At 71.9% G+C, this 14,297-nt stretch carries 15 protein-coding genes; 7 read left to right on the top strand and 8 right to left on the bottom strand.

Annotated elements, in window-relative coordinates; genetic code table 11:
- Positions 1 to 37 precede the first annotated feature (37 nt).
- Positions 38 to 526 (top strand): cupin domain-containing protein, encoded by a 489-nt coding sequence (locus tag N912_RS0134360; RefSeq protein WP_028925988.1) that lies wholly within the window; start codon positions 38 to 40, stop codon positions 524 to 526.
- Here N912_RS0134360 and N912_RS0134355 read toward each other — a convergent pair whose 3' ends face one another.
- Positions 527 to 1,093 (bottom strand): TIGR03086 family metal-binding protein, encoded by a 567-nt coding sequence (locus N912_RS0134355; protein WP_028925987.1) that lies wholly within the window; start codon positions 1,091 to 1,093, stop codon positions 527 to 529.
- Between the two features lie 130 nt (positions 1,094 to 1,223).
- On the opposite strand from N912_RS0134355, the gene N912_RS0134350 reads away from it, so the two are divergent.
- Positions 1,224 to 2,237: an ATP-binding cassette domain-containing protein gene (locus N912_RS0134350; protein ID WP_028925986.1), complete on the top strand. Its 1,014-nt coding sequence runs from the start codon at positions 1,224 to 1,226 to the stop codon at positions 2,235 to 2,237.
- 8 nt (positions 2,238 to 2,245) lie between these two features.
- On the opposite strand, the gene N912_RS0134345 is transcribed toward N912_RS0134350, so the two are convergent.
- Positions 2,246 to 3,007 (bottom strand): 3-hydroxyacyl-CoA dehydrogenase, encoded by a 762-nt coding sequence (locus tag N912_RS0134345; protein WP_028925985.1) that lies wholly within the window; start codon positions 3,005 to 3,007, stop codon positions 2,246 to 2,248.
- A 120-nt stretch (positions 3,008 to 3,127) separates the two neighbouring features.
- On the opposite strand from N912_RS0134345, the gene N912_RS0134340 reads away from it, so the two are divergent.
- Both N912_RS0134340 and N912_RS0134335 read left to right on the top strand, forming a co-directional pair.
- The gene (locus N912_RS0134340; protein WP_028925984.1) at positions 3,128 to 3,322 is read left to right on the top strand and encodes a ferredoxin; all 195 of its coding nucleotides are present in this window, start codon (positions 3,128 to 3,130) and stop codon (positions 3,320 to 3,322) included.
- Between the two features lie 4 nt (positions 3,323 to 3,326).
- On the top strand, positions 3,327 to 4,553 hold the full coding sequence (locus N912_RS0134335; protein ID WP_028925983.1) for an NAD(P)/FAD-dependent oxidoreductase: 1,227 nt from the start codon (positions 3,327 to 3,329) through the stop codon (positions 4,551 to 4,553).
- Positions 4,554 to 4,790: 237 nt separating this feature from the next.
- On the opposite strand, the gene N912_RS0134330 is transcribed toward N912_RS0134335, so the two are convergent.
- The 4 genes from N912_RS0134330 to N912_RS0134310 all read right to left on the bottom strand — a co-directional run bounded on the left by N912_RS0134330 (position 4,791) and on the right by N912_RS0134310 (position 8,579).
- Entirely contained in the window at positions 4,791 to 5,939 is a 1,149-nt protein-coding gene (locus N912_RS0134330; RefSeq protein ID WP_028925982.1) for an acyl-CoA dehydrogenase family protein, read from the bottom strand.
- A 187-nt stretch (positions 5,940 to 6,126) separates the two neighbouring features.
- Positions 6,127 to 6,846 carry a transglycosylase SLT domain-containing protein gene (locus N912_RS60985; protein WP_051581198.1) on the bottom strand — a complete coding sequence of 240 codons (720 nt, stop codon included), beginning with the start codon at positions 6,844 to 6,846 and terminating at the stop codon, positions 6,127 to 6,129.
- Positions 6,847 to 7,367: 521 nt separating this feature from the next.
- Positions 7,368 to 7,982 (bottom strand): trimeric intracellular cation channel family protein, encoded by a 615-nt coding sequence (locus tag N912_RS0134315; protein WP_028925981.1) that lies wholly within the window; start codon positions 7,980 to 7,982, stop codon positions 7,368 to 7,370.
- A 147-nt stretch (positions 7,983 to 8,129) separates the two neighbouring features.
- Positions 8,130 to 8,579 (bottom strand): nitroreductase family deazaflavin-dependent oxidoreductase, encoded by a 450-nt coding sequence (locus tag N912_RS0134310; protein ID WP_028925980.1) that lies wholly within the window; start codon positions 8,577 to 8,579, stop codon positions 8,130 to 8,132.
- A gap of 112 nt (positions 8,580 to 8,691) precedes the next feature.
- Here N912_RS0134310 and N912_RS0134305 point away from each other — a divergent pair, with 112 nt between their 5' ends.
- Entirely contained in the window at positions 8,692 to 9,519 is an 828-nt protein-coding gene (locus N912_RS0134305; RefSeq protein WP_028925979.1) for an alpha/beta fold hydrolase, read from the top strand.
- A gap of 109 nt (positions 9,520 to 9,628) precedes the next feature.
- Positions 9,629 to 11,236, top strand: coding sequence for a long-chain-fatty-acid--CoA ligase (locus N912_RS0134300; RefSeq protein WP_028925978.1), 1,608 nt, complete (start codon positions 9,629 to 9,631; stop codon positions 11,234 to 11,236).
- Between the two features lie 49 nt (positions 11,237 to 11,285).
- On the opposite strand, the gene N912_RS0134295 is transcribed toward N912_RS0134300, so the two are convergent.
- The gene (locus N912_RS0134295) at positions 11,286 to 11,711 is read right to left on the bottom strand and encodes an SsgA family sporulation/cell division regulator (protein WP_037068105.1); all 426 of its coding nucleotides are present in this window, start codon (positions 11,709 to 11,711) and stop codon (positions 11,286 to 11,288) included.
- Between the two features lie 191 nt (positions 11,712 to 11,902).
- Here N912_RS0134295 and N912_RS0134290 point away from each other — a divergent pair, with 191 nt between their 5' ends.
- Positions 11,903 to 12,664 (top strand): maleylpyruvate isomerase family mycothiol-dependent enzyme, encoded by a 762-nt coding sequence (locus N912_RS0134290; protein WP_028925976.1) that lies wholly within the window; start codon positions 11,903 to 11,905, stop codon positions 12,662 to 12,664.
- On the opposite strand, the gene N912_RS0134285 is transcribed toward N912_RS0134290, so the two are convergent.
- Entirely contained in the window at positions 12,661 to 14,292 is a 1,632-nt protein-coding gene (locus N912_RS0134285; RefSeq protein ID WP_028925975.1) for an alkaline phosphatase D family protein, read from the bottom strand. The two genes, N912_RS0134290 and N912_RS0134285, sit on opposite strands and share 4 nt — an antisense overlap.
- Positions 14,293 to 14,297: the final 5 nt, after the last annotated feature.

Below are 14,297 nucleotides of genomic sequence, written 5' to 3'. Positions count from 1 at the left end.
AAGTAGTTGAAGCTTTCAACCACAGGAGGCGGGCGCAATGTCCAGCACCGATACCCGGGCGCATGCCGTCCAGGAACGTGACGTCGAGGTCGTCCACGGCGACGACACCACGCTGTGGCTGCTCGCCGACGGCGGCCACACGCAACAGGCGCTCGGCGCGAACCGGATCCGCCTGGAGACCGGCGTCGACGGCGCGAAGCCGCACTACCACGCCGACTCGTCCGAGGCGTTCTACGTGCTCGAAGGCCGAATGCAGCTGCTGCTGGAGGACGAGGTGCTCACCGTCGACAAGGGCGGCTACGTGGTGATCCCGCCCGGGGTGCGGCACGCCTTCGCGGCGGCGCCGGGCGCGGTGGCCGACCTGTTCGTGACCCTGGTGCCCGGCGTGGACAGGTTCGAGTACTTCCGGATGCTGCCGGCGATCATGCGCGGCGAGGTCGACGACCGGACCCTGCACGAGGTGCACCAGCGCTACGACGTCCACTTCGTGGACAGCCCGCGCTGGGAGGCCGCCCGCGGCCGCTAGCTAGTCAGGGCGCCGCCCGAGCAACCCGAGCAGCCGGGCGTGTGGGCTGGCGTCCGCCGGCACCGCGACCGGCTCGGCGAACAGCCCGAGGCCCTGCCACCGGGGGATGACGTCGCCGAAGACGCGCAGCAGGTCGCCGGCCAGCTCGTCGGGGATGCGGTGGCCGACGCCGATCCCGGTCGCCAGGTCCCAGCCGTGCACGGCCAGGTCGAGCGTCATCTGCCAGCCGTAGTTCGTGGCGCTGTCGGTGCCGTAGCTCAGATGCACCGTCCGCGCCACCACCCCGGGCTCCAGCCAGGCCCGCCGCGCCGCGTCGGCCGCCGAGCGCCAGGCCGCCGCCGGGTCGTCGCCCAGCTGATCGCCGTCGAACCGGTCGCCGACCTCCGCGATGGTCCGCCCGGCCAGCAGCGACGGCACCCAGAGCTGCTCGCCGACCAGATGCCCGACCAGGTCCCGGACCGACCACTCGTCACACGGCGTCGGGGCGTCCCACCGATCTCCAGGCACCGCCCGTACCAGCCTGTCGAAGTCGGCCAGCGCCGCACCATGCGCGTCCAACAGCTCCATTCGGACGGCTCCCTCTTCTCGGCGTTCGCGGGTTCGACCCCACGCTACGGCCTCACCCGAACGGCGGATGGCGTACACCGCACCGGCGGAGTGGCGTTAACGTCGACGCCCGACTCATCGGGGAGTAGGCATGCGTCCACGCCGTTCCACCCCCGCCCTCGACACCGGCGAGCCGCCCGAGGTCGAGCTGGACGACATCACCACGATCCTCGGCGGCAGCGCCGTCCTGCACCGGCTGCGGCTACACGTTCCGGCCGGCAAGGTCACGGTCCTGATGGGTCCGTCCGGCGTCGGCAAGACGACGATGATCAAGCACGTGCTCGGGCTGCTGGAGCCGGACGCCGGCACCGTGCGGATCGACGGCCGTGACGTCTGGGACGCCTCGCCCGAGGAGTGGCAGCGCATCCACCGCCGCCAGGGCGCCATGCTCGGCGGCCACACCCTCTACACCACCTCGGTGTTCGCCTCCATGACCGCGCTGGAGAACCTGACCTACACGCTGCACGCGCTCGGCGTCCCCGAGTCGCAGCGCCGCGAACGCGCCATGGCCCGGCTGCGCGAGGTGCACCTGGCCGACCAGGCGGACCGGCTGCCCGAGCAGCTGCCCTCGCACGCCGCCAAGCGCCTCGCGCTGGCCCGCGCGCTGGTCGCGGACGCCCCGCTGACCATCCTCGACGAGATCGACATCGGCCTGGACAGCGAGCACCAGCCGGCCATGCTCGCGGCCGTGCGCAGCCTGCGCGAGCGCACCGGCTGCACCCTGCTGATCACCACGCACACCCTGGAGCTGGCCCGCACCCTGGCCGACCACCTGGCGATCCTGGTCAACGGCCGGATCGTGGCCGCCGGCCCGCCCGAGGAGATCCTCGCCGGCGTGGAGACCACCGAGGACTTCGACCGCCGCTTCGAGTTCTCCGAGTTCGTCGGCCCGCCCCGGCTGGAGGACGCCGAGGCGGCCGCCCTCCAGCGCCGCCACCGCCCGCCGGGCGCCGGCCCGGAAAGCCTGCAACACCCGCCGGCCCGTCCCGCCGACCGCCCGATGAACCTGCGCCAGGTGTGGGTGGCGGTCCTGGTCGTGCTCCTGGTCATCGCCGCGGTGCTCGCGCTCAAGGTCTACACCAGCGGCTCGTTCGTGCTGTTCTGACCGCGCGCTTACCGAGGCGCCATCCGGATCGCGCCGTCCAGGCGGATGACCTCACCGTTCAGCATGGGGTTGGCCACGATGTGCTCGACCAGCGCGCCGTACTCGGCCGGGTCGCCCAGCCGGCGCGGGTGCGGCACCTGGGCGCCGAGCGAGGCGCGGGCGTCGTCGGGCAGGCTGGCCAGCAGCGGCGTGTCGAACAGGCCGGGCGCGATGGTCACGATCCGGATCTGCCGGTCGGCGAGGTCGCGCGCGATCGGCAGCGTCATGCCCACGATGCCGCCCTTGGACGCGGAGTACGCCGCCTGGCCGACCTGGCCGTCGAACGCGGCCACCGACGCGGTGCAGACCAGCACGCCGCGCTCGCCCTCGCGTGGCTCCAGGGCCTGCATGCGCTCGGCGGCCAGCCGGATCACGTTGAACGTCCCGATCAGGTTCACCTGGATGACCTGGGTGAACGTCTCCAGCGGGAGCGGGCCCTTGCGTCCGACCACCCGCCCGGGCGGGCCGATCCCGGCGCAGTTGACCACCGTGCGCAGCTCGCCCAGCTCGGCGGCGGCGTCCAGTGCGGACGTCACCGCCTCGGTGTCCGTGACGTCCGCCGGGGCGAACCGCGCGCTCTCGCCGAGCCCTTCGGCGACCTCCGCGCCCGCCGAGCCCGGCAGGTCCACCAGCAGCACGCGGGCGCCCGCGTCCAGCAGCCGGCGCGCGGTGGCCAGGCCCAACCCCGAGGCGCCGCCGGTGATCAGTGCGACGCTGTCCTTGATGTCCACGCCGGCGACCGTATCCCGAACCGACTTGGCGCGCGATCCGTGTTGTCACTCGGGAAGCGGGCCGCGTTTGGTTCCGCATACGCTTCGGGTTGACGGTGGATGAGCGAAGGAGCACACCCCATGCGCATCGTGGTCGACCGGAACCGGTGCACCGGTCTGGGCATGTGTGAGGCGGAGGCGCCCGACCTGTTCGAGGTGCAGGACGACGGCACGCTTCTGGTCCTGAACGAGACCCCCGACGCCGGGTGCCGCCAGGACGTGGAGGCCGCCGTCGAGGGCTGCCCGACCGAGGCGCTCTCGATCGTCGAGGACTGACGCCGTGACCGGCCGTCTGGTCATCGTCGGCGCGTCGCTGGCGGGGCTGCGGGCCGCGCAGGCCGCGCGCCGGGCCGGGCACTCCGGTCCGCTCACGCTGGTCGGCGGCGAGGAGCACCTGCCCTACGACCGGCCGCCGCTGTCCAAGGACTACCTGGTCGCCGGGGACGACGGCCCGGAGGACCCGACCTACCGCACCGAGGACCAGCTGCGCGACGAGCTCGAGCTGGACCTGCGCCTTGGCACCTGGGCGACCGGCCTGGATGCCGCGCGCAAGGTCGTCGAGCTGGACGAGGGCGCGCTGGAGTACGACGCGCTGGTGATCGCCACCGGCGCCGCGCCGCGCACCCTGCCCGGCGCCTCCGAGCTGGCCGGCGTGCACACCCTGCGCACCCTGGACGACGCGGTGGCCATCCGCGCCGCGCTGGACGCCGGGGCGCGCACGGTCGTGGTGGGCGCCGGGTTCATCGGCTCCGAGGTGGCGTCCTCGGCGCGCAAGCGCGGGCTGCCGGTGACGGTGCTGGAGGCGCTGCCGGTGCCGCTGGTCCGGGCCGTGGGGGAGGAGATGGGCCGGGCCTGCGCCGAGCTGCACCGCGCGCACGGCACCGAGCTGCGCTGCGGGGTGAAGGTCACCGGGCTGGTCGGCTCGTCCTCGTCCGGCGGCACGGTGACCGGGGTGGCGCTGGACGACGGCTCCGTGCTGCCGGCCGACCTCGTGGTGGTCGGCACCGGGGTGACGCCGTGCACCGGCTGGCTGGCCGGCTCCGGCCTGCGGCTGCACGAGCGCGACGGCGGCATCATCTGCGACCAGACGCTGGCCACCGGCCTGCCCGGGGTGTACGCCGCCGGCGACGTCGCGCACTTCCCGCACCCGCTCTTCGACGGCCTGCTGATGCGGCTCGAACACTGGACGAACGCCTCCGAGCAGGGCATGCTCGCCGCCCGCAACGCGCTGGACCCCGCCGAGGCGAAACCGTCGGCGTCGGTGCCGTACTTCTGGTCCGACTGGTACGACAGCAGGATCCAGTTCGTCGGCATCCCGGCCGCCGACGAGATCCGGGTGGTCAGCGAGGAGCTCGGCGAGGACAAGTTCCTGGCGCTCTACCGCCGGGGCGACCGCCTCACCGGCTGCATCAGCATCGACCGCCCCGCGCAGATCATGAAGTACCGCCGCATGATCATGAAGTCCGCGACCTGGCCCGAGGCCCTGGAGTTCGCCGGCGTGACCTGACCGGCGGCGTGTCCTGATCGGGCTTGCGTCCGTACCCCGTCCCGGTCCGTACCTTCCGCCGGCGTCCGTGCCTCCCCGCGCCGCCGAACGGGACTAGACCGACCGTCGGTCTAGTCCGAATCAACATCATCAGGCACTCACGGTTGCTATAACACGCGCCAAACAACCGTAACGGCCTGATGACCATGGAAACGGTGCCGGCTCGTGCGGGTGGTCGCCGTCGCCGCGAACCCGGCCCTACAGCCCCAGCGAGCGGCCGACCAGCTCCTTCATGATCTCCGTGGTGCCACCGTAGATCCTGGTCACGCGGGCGTCGGCGTAGGCGCGCGCGATCGGGTACTCGGTCATGTACCCGTACCCGCCGTGCAGCTGCAGGCACCTGTCCAGCGCCCGGCCCTGCAGCTCGGTGCACCACCACTTCGCCTTGGCCGCGTCCTCCGCGGACAGCTCGCCGGTGTTCAGCGCGCGGATGCAGCGGTCCACGTAGGCCTGCGCGATGTCCACCTCGGTGGCGATCTCGGCGAGCACGAACCTGCTGTTCTGGAACGAGCCGATCGGCTGCCCGAACGCGCGCCGGGCCTTCACGTACTCCAGCGTCTGCTCCAGCCCGACGGCCGCCGACGCCACCGCGGACAGCGCGATGGACAGCCGCTCCTGGGGCAGGTTCGCCACCAGTTGGCGGAAGCCCTGGCCCTCCTCGCCGAGCAGGTTGGCCACCGGCACCCGCACGTCGGCGAACGACAGCTCGGCGGTGTCCTGCGCGTGCTGGCCGAGCTTGTCCAGGTTGCGCCCGCGCTCGAAACCGGGCATGCCGCGCTCCAGCACCAGCAGGCTCATCCCGGCGTGCCGCTGGGACGGGTCGGTCTTCACGGCGGTGATCACCAGGTCGGCGTTGATGCCGTTGGTGATGAACGTCTTGGCGCCGTTGACGACGTAGTGCTCGCCGTCCCGCACCGCGGTGGTGGACATCGAGGCCAGGTCGGAGCCGATGCCGGGCTCGGTCATCGCGATCGCGGTGACCAGCTCGCCGCCGGCGATGCCGGGCAGCCAGCGCCGGCTCTGCTCCTCGGTGGCGTAGCGCAGGAAGTACGGCAGCGCTATGTCGTTGTGCAGGGTGACGCCCAGACCGGCCGCGCCCGCGCCGGCTCGGACCAGCTCCTCGCCGAGCACGGCGTTGAACCGGAAGTCGTCCACCCCGCCGCCGCCGTACTCCTCGGGGATGGCCATGCCGAGGAAGCCCGCCTTGCCCGCCGTGGTGAACAGCTCGCGCGGCACGATCCCGGCCGCGTCCCACTCGTCGAGGTGTCCGACCACCTCGCGGTCCAGAAACGCCCGTACCGCGGCGCCGAATGCCTCGTGGTCCGCCTCGTAGAGATCCCGCCGCACCGCGGAGCTCCTTCCGACCTGTGGACAGCAGCAGGCCACCAGTCTCCGGCGGAAAGGCAGGAACGTCAAAAGTTGGGCGTCAAACGATTGGCCGACGGACGGGTTGGAAGTGAACAGCAGGCGCCGGACAGCGAACCGCCCCGGACCGTTTCGGTCCGGGGCGGCGGGAGGATCCTGGTGGCGGCCGTCAGTAGCCGATGTAGCCGCCGCTGGAGGAGGTGCGGCCGCCGGCGCGCAGGGTGCCGACGCCGTAGTTGGCCAGCATGTAGCGGACGCCGGCGGTGATGTTGGCGACCGGGTCGGTGATCGGGCGGTTGCGCAGCTCGGGCAGCACGTAGTGCCGGTAGGTAGTCGGGATGACCTGCATGAGGCCCTGGGACGGGCGGCCGGCCAGCGCGTTGCTGTCGGTGAGGTTGATCGCCCTCGGGTTGCCCCGGGACTCCTTCATGATGATCTTCTTGAGCCCGGTGGCCAGCGACTGGTCCAGGTTCAGCTTGTTCAGCGCGACGGCGATCCAGTCGTCCAGGTCGCCGCCCCCGGCCAGCACGCTGACCTCCTTCATGGCGGCGGCGTGCGCGGCGGCGGCCTCGGCGGCCAGCTTCTCGCCCTTGTGCAGGGCCTCCACGTCACGGCGGTCCACGGAGCTGACCCGGTCGCCGGGCACGGCCACCGGCAGCCGCTCGGCGGCGGCGGTGACCGACTCCAGCTGGCTCAGCTGATGGCCGGAGCTGACCGGCTGCACGTGCAGCGGCTGGGTGGCGGCGGCGAGGTTGGTCGTCGAGGTGGTCGAGGGTGTCACCGGGGTCATCGCGTCGGCGGCGTCCGCGGTGAGACTGGTCGGCGTCGGGTCGACGGCCATGAAGCCGCCGGTGACCACGGCGCCGAGGGCGGCGGTGGCGCTGACCACCGTGTGGCCGCTGACCGCCGGCTTGGCGATCCTGCGGTGGGAGCTGCGGCGAGGGGCAGCGTTCGGAGCGGAGGAGATCAGGGCCGTCGTCTGGGACGACGAGCCGCCAGAGGCGTCAGCGGCACCGTGATGGTGCCCGCGGTCCGCGCCAGGTTCCGGCAAGTACGCCGAAACCGTGCCGCGGCCGCCTGGGGAGCGGTGACGAGCCACGTAAGTTGTCTGCCTTTCCGCGACCGGCGATCCTGCCACCCGGACATCCCGGTCGGGGGTCCGGTGGGCCGGTGGGGAGTCCGGCCCTGATCCAGGTGGCGAGATCAGATCGTGATGTTGTGGCGGAAGCTTACGAAGGAGGGCAACGTCACACCAAGGGGGTCCTCGGCGTGTCGTCGCTGGTTACGCCGGTTTTTTCCGAGGAACGGCGTTTCAGTGCCCCGAAGCCCCGCGACAAACGGTTGGATCTTGCGCCGAACGGTCGATTTCGGGGTCCGAACGGCGCAGGTTGAGCCTTGAGCACAACTCGATTATCGCCGTCGGGGGCGCGGCGCGTCCCACTCCCGCCAGATCGCCAGCAGCCGCACCGAGGCGATCAGTGCGGCGGCCGCGACCAGCACCGGGGTGCTGGGCCATCCGAGGGCGTTGCCGCTGGTCACCAGTACCGCGCCGGCCACGGCGGGAAGCGCGTAGATGTCCCGGTGCAGCACCAGCGGGATCTCCCGCAGCAGCACGTCCCTGGTCACCCCGCCGCCGATCCCGGAGATCACTCCGACCAGGCAGGCAGCCACCGGCGGCGCCCCGACGGCCAGCGCGGCGGCGGTGCCGGTGGTGACGAACAGGGCCAGCCCGAAGGCGTCGGCCACCAAAATTGCCTTGCGCAGCCGGGACCGCGCCGGCACCGTCGCCCTGGGCACGCAGGCCGCCGCCGAGACTACCGACGCGACCGCCAGGTACTGCCACTGGCGCAGCGTGGTGGGCGGCGTGATGCCGAGCAGCACGTCCCTGATCACACCGCCGCCCAGCGCGGTGATGATGCCGAGCACCACCACGCCGAACACGTCCAGCCGGGCGCGGATCGCGGCCAGCGCCCCGGCAAGCGCGAAGACGGCGACCCCGAGCAGGTCGAGCACCAGCAACACCATCGGACGCCGCGCTCAGATCGTCGGCGTCAGCGGGCGGGCCGAACGGCGGCGGACGTGATCGGAATCGGCCAACACGGCGGACAGGATGGCGTACGGCATGGCGCGACGGCCGTGAGGGAGGTGTTGCACCTCTCTGTTATACCTGTGTTATATGCGGCGCAGTATCACCAGTGGGATCTTCCTGCCGGTGCGGCGCTGGTACGTCCGATAGCCCGAGTAGGTGCGCACCGCCATCGGCCAGAGCCGCTCGTGCTCGGCGTCGTCGGCCACCCCGGCCCGCACCCGCCTGCGCTCGCCGGCCACCTGGATCACCGTGTCCGGGTTCGCGCGCAGGTTGTGGTACCAGGCGGGATGGTTCGGGTAGCCGCCCTTGGACGCGACGATCACGATGTCGTCGCCGTCCCTGAAATAGACCAGCGGTGTCGTCCGGTGGATCCCCGAACGGGCGCCGACGTGCTCCAACAGCAGCATCGGCGGCGTGCCGGGGAAGAACCGGTGGCCGATCAGCCCGTTGCTGGCCCGATAGGCGGTGACGTGCGCGGCGGCGACGTGGCGCAGCAGCGGCCAGTTCCGGTCGACGAGCCCGAGAAAGTCCACCTACCGAAGAGTAACCTGTCTCCACCCGCACCGGAACCGAAGCAACCCCTCGGTTCGCTGGCAGACTCGCGGAAAGATCTCACCGCGCCCGCTACACCAAGGAGAACCGCGCATGCTGCGAGACGTTCGTACCGGCACCCGGCTTGACGTGGTGGAGAGCGGCGACCGGTCCAACCCGTCGCTGCTGCTGGTCTGCGGCACCACCCAGCACTACGCGCTGTGGGGCGCGCTGGCCACCGGCCTGGCCGAGCACTACCACGTGATCAGCTACAACCACCGGGGCATCGGCGATTCCGAGCGAGGTGCCGGCCCGATCTCGATGGCGTCGCTGGCCGCCGACGCCGCCGCCGTGCTGGACGCGGTGGACGTGCCGCGCGCGCACGTAGTGGGCTGGTCGCTGGGCTCGGCGGTGGCCCAGGAGCTGGCGCTGGCCGAGCCCGGCCGCGTCGCGTCGCTGGTGCTCTGGGGCACCTGGCCGGCGCTGGACATGTTCCAGGTCTGCGGCCTGGCCGCGCTGCGCCACCCGTGGGCGACCGGGGACATCGACACCGCGCTCACCGCGCTCGGCCTGGCGTTCTCCCCGGAGCTGCTCAACTCCCCGGAGTTCCCAGAACTCATGGAGCAGCAGCGCCCCTACCTCCCGCAGACCGAGGTCGAGATCAGGACCGTGCTCGAACAGTGGGACGCCGACCTCGCGCACAACACCGCCGACCGGCTGCCGAACATCACCGCGCCCACCCTGGTCGTCGGCGGCGAGCAGGACCTGCTGACCCCGCCGTGGCAGTGCCGCAAGGTCGCCGACCTGATCCCCAACGCCCGGATCGAGATCTTCACCGGCCCCGGCTCCAGCCACGCCCTCGGCCTGGAGCGCACCGACGAGTTCCTCGCCGTGGTCCTGCCGTTCCTGGCCGCCGTCCCCACCGCCGCCACCACCGCCTGACACTGGCTCACCACCCGCACGCCGTCGTACTGTTTGCGCAGGCCACCGCCCGTGAGTGGTTAGCGTTGCTATGGCAACGCTAACCACTCACGGGTCCTGACCAGGAGGAATGCGCGTGTCGGTGTTCAACACGGAGCTGACCCCGCTGGCGTACCTGCGGCGCAGCGCCGAGGTGTTCGGCGACAAGACGGCGGTCGTGTACGGCGAGCGGCGCTACGACTACCGGGAGCTGGCCGACGAGGTGCAGCGGGTGGCGCGGGCACTGCGGGCGTCGGGTGTCGAGCCCGGTGACCGGGTGGCTTATCTGCTGCCGAACCTGCCGGAGATGCTGGTCGCGCACTTCGCGGTGCCGTTGGCCGGCGCGGTGCTGGTGTCGATCAACACCCGGCTGTCCACCGAAGAGGTGCGCTACATCTTGGACCACTCCGGGTCCAAGCTGCTGGTCGTCGACTCGGCGCTGCACGCCACCGTGGCGCCGGTGGCCGCCGAGCTGAAGACGGTCACCGAGATCGTCACGGTGGCCGATCCGGCGGCGCCCGGTGCGGTGCCGGACGGCTATGCGGCGTTCACCCAGCGGGGCGACCACCAGGAGAGCGAGCTGCCCTGGGAGGTCGCGGACGAGCTGGCCACCATCTCGATCAACTACACCTCGGGCACCACCGGCCGCCCGAAGGGCGTCATGTACACCCACCGAGGCGCGTACCTGAACTCGCTGTCCGAGATCGTGCACTCCTCGCACAGCCCGGACAGCGTCTACCTGTGGACGCTGCCGATGTTCCACTGCAACGGCTGGTGCACGCCGTGGGCACTGACCGCGATCGGCGGCACCCACGTCTGCCTGCGCGAGGTGCGGCCGGAGGTGATCTGGCGGCTGATCGGCGAGCACCGGGTGACCCACCTCAACGGCGCGCCCACGGTGGTCACCGCGATCATGAACGCGCCGGAGGCGACCCGGCTGGACTACCCGCTGGTGGTCACCACCGCCGGCGCGCCGCCCTCGCCCACCACGATCGGCCAGGCCGAGCGGATGGGCTTTCGGATCGTGCATGTGTACGGGCTGACCGAGACCTACGGCCCGTACTCGGTCAACGAGTTCCAGCGGCCGTGGGCCGAGCTGGACGTCGAGGCGCGCGCCCGCCAGCAGGCCAGGCAGGGCGTCGGCATGCTCACCGCCGAGCGGCTGCGGGTGGTGGACGAGAACATGAACGACGTGCCGGCCGACGGCGCGACCATGGGCGAGATCGTCATGCGCGGCAACAACGTGATGTCCGGCTACTTCAACGACCCGGCCGGCACCGAGAAGGCGTTCGCCGGCGGCTGGTTCCACTCCGGCGACCTGGGCGTGATGCACCCGGACGGCTACGTCGAGCTGCGCGACAGGGCCAAGGACGTGGTGATCTCCGGCGGGGAGAACATCTCCACCGTCGAGGTCGAGCAGGCCGTCGTGTCGCACCCCGCGGTGCTGGAGGCGGCCGTGATCGGCGTGCCGGACCAGAAGTGGGGCGAGCGCCCCAAGGCGTTCGTGGTGCTCAAGGCCGGCGCCGGGGTCACGGCGGAGGAGCTGGTCAAGCACGTCCAGTCCAAGATCGCCAGATACAAGGCGCCGAAATCCGTCGAATTCCTGGACGAGTTGCCCAAGACATCCACCGGGAAGGTGCAGAAGTTCGAGCTGCGAGAAAAGGAGTGGGCCGGCGAGCAGGGCCGCATTCGCGGCTGAACTCGCCGGCCCGGGGCCGAGATTCAGAAGATCAAATAGGCGGTTGCGCCTACCCGAAGCAGGTGTCGGTGAGCTTTCCGATCTCGGCCTCGACGTCGATCATGTCGGACTCGTCGCCCGCCGCGACGATCTCGTAGGTGGAGTCCACGAACCGCTCCACCAGGTCCCTGTCGAACTCCAGCGCGGCGAAGCCCTCGTCGTCGCCGATCCGGACCTCGAGCACGTCGAACTCGCCGTCCTCGAACGGCATGAGCCGCACGTCACCGATGCCGGCGGGCCCGTTCAGGCCGGCCACCAGCAGCTCCCGCGACATCAGCCAGTCGATCCAGCGGCCGCTGGGGCGGCTGATGGACAGCGACACGGCGAACGGGTCGTCCGCGCGGTAGCTCCAGCGGGTCAGCAGCGGTGTCTCCTGACCGTTCAGCACCGCGAACATGTCCTGCGTGACCCGGTCGATCTCGATCTGCTCGTCCATCTCTCGGCCCTCCCGACTCCACACCGGCGAGTTCTTGCCGGCCTCAGTGATGTCATCGCTTTAACGCCTCGAGACGCTCCACTTTTTCCCGCGATTCACCTGAAACGGGCAGTGATGTAACGAGGCTCATATCCCTTGCGACCGCGCGCGGCCGTTCGGGGTTGGGGTCGACGACCGGTAGTTTCGGCCGCATGACCGAGCTGTCCATGAACCGATACGCCGAGGCGCTGCGGGACCAGACCGCCCAGTTCGTCGCACTGGCCCGGGACGCCGACCTCGATCAACGGGTGCCCAGCTGCCCGGAGTGGGACCTGCGCAGGCTGGTCGAGCACGTCGGCCAGGCGCACCGGTTCGCGGCCTCGCACGTGGAGCGGCGGGTGACCGCTCTGCACGAGGTAGGCCCGTTCGAGCCGATGACGGGGACCGTGGCGGACTGGCTGGTCGGGGGTGCGGAGCGGCTGGTCGCGGCGGTGACGGAGTCCGGGCCGGACGCCGAGGTGTGGAACTTCACCGGTGTGGACCAGCGCGCCCGGTTCTGGTTGCGCCGAATGGTGCACGAGACGGCCGTGCACCGGGCGGACGTGGCGCTCACCGTGGCGGCGCCCTACCGGCTGGACGCCGACGTGGCCGCCGACGCGATCTCCGAGTGGCTGTCGCTGGTCACCTCGCCGGGAGCGGCCGCCCGCCGCCCCGACCTGGTCGGCGAGATGACCGGCACCGGCCAGACCCTGCACCTGCACGCCACCGACACGCCCGGGGAGTGGTTGATCGAGCGCGGGCCGGAGGCGGTGACCTGGACGCACGGCCACCGCAAGGCGGACGTTGCCGCCCGTGGCACCGCCGCCGACCTGCTGCTGATGGTGTTCGGCCGCATCCCGGTGCACGACGACCGGATCGAGCTGTTCGGCGAGGTGGGCCTGTTCGAGCACTGGGTGGAGCACATGACGTTCTAGCCGAGCGGGACCCTGGCCACCTCGGTGAGCGCGGCGGGGGCGGTCGGCTGCTCGAACAGGACCTCGGCGCCGCGGCCGTCCAGCCGCAGGGTCGCGACGGTGTTGCCGTACAGCGGGCCGAGCGTCTTGGTCCAGCGCACCGGCAGCGGCGCGGCGCCGGCGCGGCGGGCCCAGCGGCGGGTCAGCGCGCCGAGGCGGCGCGACCAGCCCAGGCGGAACGCCGGGCGGATCACCCTCGGCACGTGGTTGTGCACCGGTGAGCAGACCAGTTGGTGGACGGTCGTTTCCGCCCCGGTTGGTGCGGCGCGGGCGACGTAGCTGTGGTGCACGTCGCCGGAGAGCACTGTCACGGTGGCTGGCGCGTGCCGGCCGGTGGCCACCCGGCGGATCAGGTCGGTGAGCTGGGCGAACGAGCGGGCGAACGCCGCCCAGTGCTCCAGGTCGGCGGCCTGCCGGGCCCACTCGGCCAGCCGGCCGCGGCGGCCGGGGCGGGCGGCGGCCAGCTCGTTCACCGCCTGCAGGTCGCCGATCGCGTGCGGCATCAGCCAGGGCAGCGAGGACCCGATGACCAGGTGGTCCATCCCGGCCGGGTCGTCCTCGGCCTGCTCGGCCAGCCAGCCGAACTCCCGCTCGCCGACCATCAGCCGCTCGCCGGCGTCCAGGATCCGCCCGTTGCGGGTGTCGACCATGATCAACCTGGTCCGGCCGAGGTCCCAGCGGAAGCTGAACCGGGCACCCTTGGCGCCGTCGCGTTCGGTGTCGGCGCGGTCGGCCAGCTCGGCCAGCAGCGGCCAGCGGTCCGCGTCCCCGTCCGCTCCGAGCAGTTGGCGCAGGTCGGGGTCGGCGGCCAGCGCGGCCGGGGTCAGGTTGCCCAGGTGCTGGTAGACGACGTAGGACGCGAGCGCGGCGCGGATGCGGTCGCGCCACCACGGGGTGGCCGCCATCCGGGCACGCCAGGCCGCCGAGGTGTTCCAGTCGTCCCGCACGTCGTGGTCGTCGAAGATCATCGCGGTGGGCACCGTGGACAGCAGCCAGCGGATCTCCGGGTCCGACCACGACGCGCGGTAGAGCCGCTCGTACTCCCCGAAGCTGACCACCTCGTTCGGCGGCCGGCTCAGCTTCAGCGCGCGGCCCTTGCGGTGCGCGGCGAGCAACCGACGCGCGGTCGGGGACAGCTCGTCGGCGTAGACCTGGTCGCCGAGCAGGATCAGCGCGTCCGGCCACTGCTCGACCGGGCGGGTGGCCATCCGCGCGGCGTAGCTGTCCAGCGCGTCCAGGCCGAGCTTGGCGTCCAGCTTCGGCTCGCCGGTCTTCGGGTAGCGGCAGGAGCCGAACACCGCGCGCAGCCGGCCGGCGGTGCCCGGCCCCCTGGTGCGGATCACCGGCGGCGGGAACGGGTGGCCGGGCGGCGGCCAGGCCGGTTCGCCGTCCAGCTCGACGCCGTACTCCGTGGTCGAGTCCGGCTCCAGCCCGGTGACCGTCACCAGCGCGTAATGATGGCCGGACACCTCGAAGGTGCCCGCCGTGCTCCCCAGCACGCCGACCGTGCCCGGGCCGTCGGTCTGCACCCAGACCAGCGCCGAGGTCTGGTCCACGTGCCGCAGGATCGGTCCGAGGAGCAGCCTCACCGGCG

Origin of the sequence: Actinospineispora acaciae DSM 45401 (genome assembly GCF_000620785.1) — a bacterium.
Classification (GTDB): Bacteria; Actinomycetota; Actinomycetes; order Mycobacteriales; family Pseudonocardiaceae; genus Pseudonocardia; species Pseudonocardia acaciae.
This window is presented reverse-complemented; position numbering and strand designations above follow the sequence as displayed.

Coding starts and splice junctions, on each gene's coding strand:
- N912_RS0134350 (WP_028925986.1), top strand. CDS start 1,224: ATGCGTCCACGCCGTTCCACCCCCGCCCTCGACACCGGCGAGCCGCCC.
- N912_RS0134360 (WP_028925988.1), top strand. CDS start 38: ATGTCCAGCACCGATACCCGGGCGCATGCCGTCCAGGAACGTGACGTC.
- N912_RS0134295 (WP_037068105.1), bottom strand. CDS start 11,711: ATGGACGAGCAGATCGAGATCGACCGGGTCACGCAGGACATGTTCGCG.
- N912_RS0134300 (WP_028925978.1), top strand. CDS start 9,629: ATGCGCGTGTCGGTGTTCAACACGGAGCTGACCCCGCTGGCGTACCTG.
- N912_RS0134355 (WP_028925987.1), bottom strand. CDS start 1,093: ATGGAGCTGTTGGACGCGCATGGTGCGGCGCTGGCCGACTTCGACAGG.
- N912_RS0134305 (WP_028925979.1), top strand. CDS start 8,692: ATGCTGCGAGACGTTCGTACCGGCACCCGGCTTGACGTGGTGGAGAGC.
- N912_RS0134315 (WP_028925981.1), bottom strand. CDS start 7,982: ATGGTGTTGCTGGTGCTCGACCTGCTCGGGGTCGCCGTCTTCGCGCTT.
- N912_RS0134340 (WP_028925984.1), top strand. CDS start 3,128: ATGCGCATCGTGGTCGACCGGAACCGGTGCACCGGTCTGGGCATGTGT.
- N912_RS0134290 (WP_028925976.1), top strand. CDS start 11,903: ATGACCGAGCTGTCCATGAACCGATACGCCGAGGCGCTGCGGGACCAG.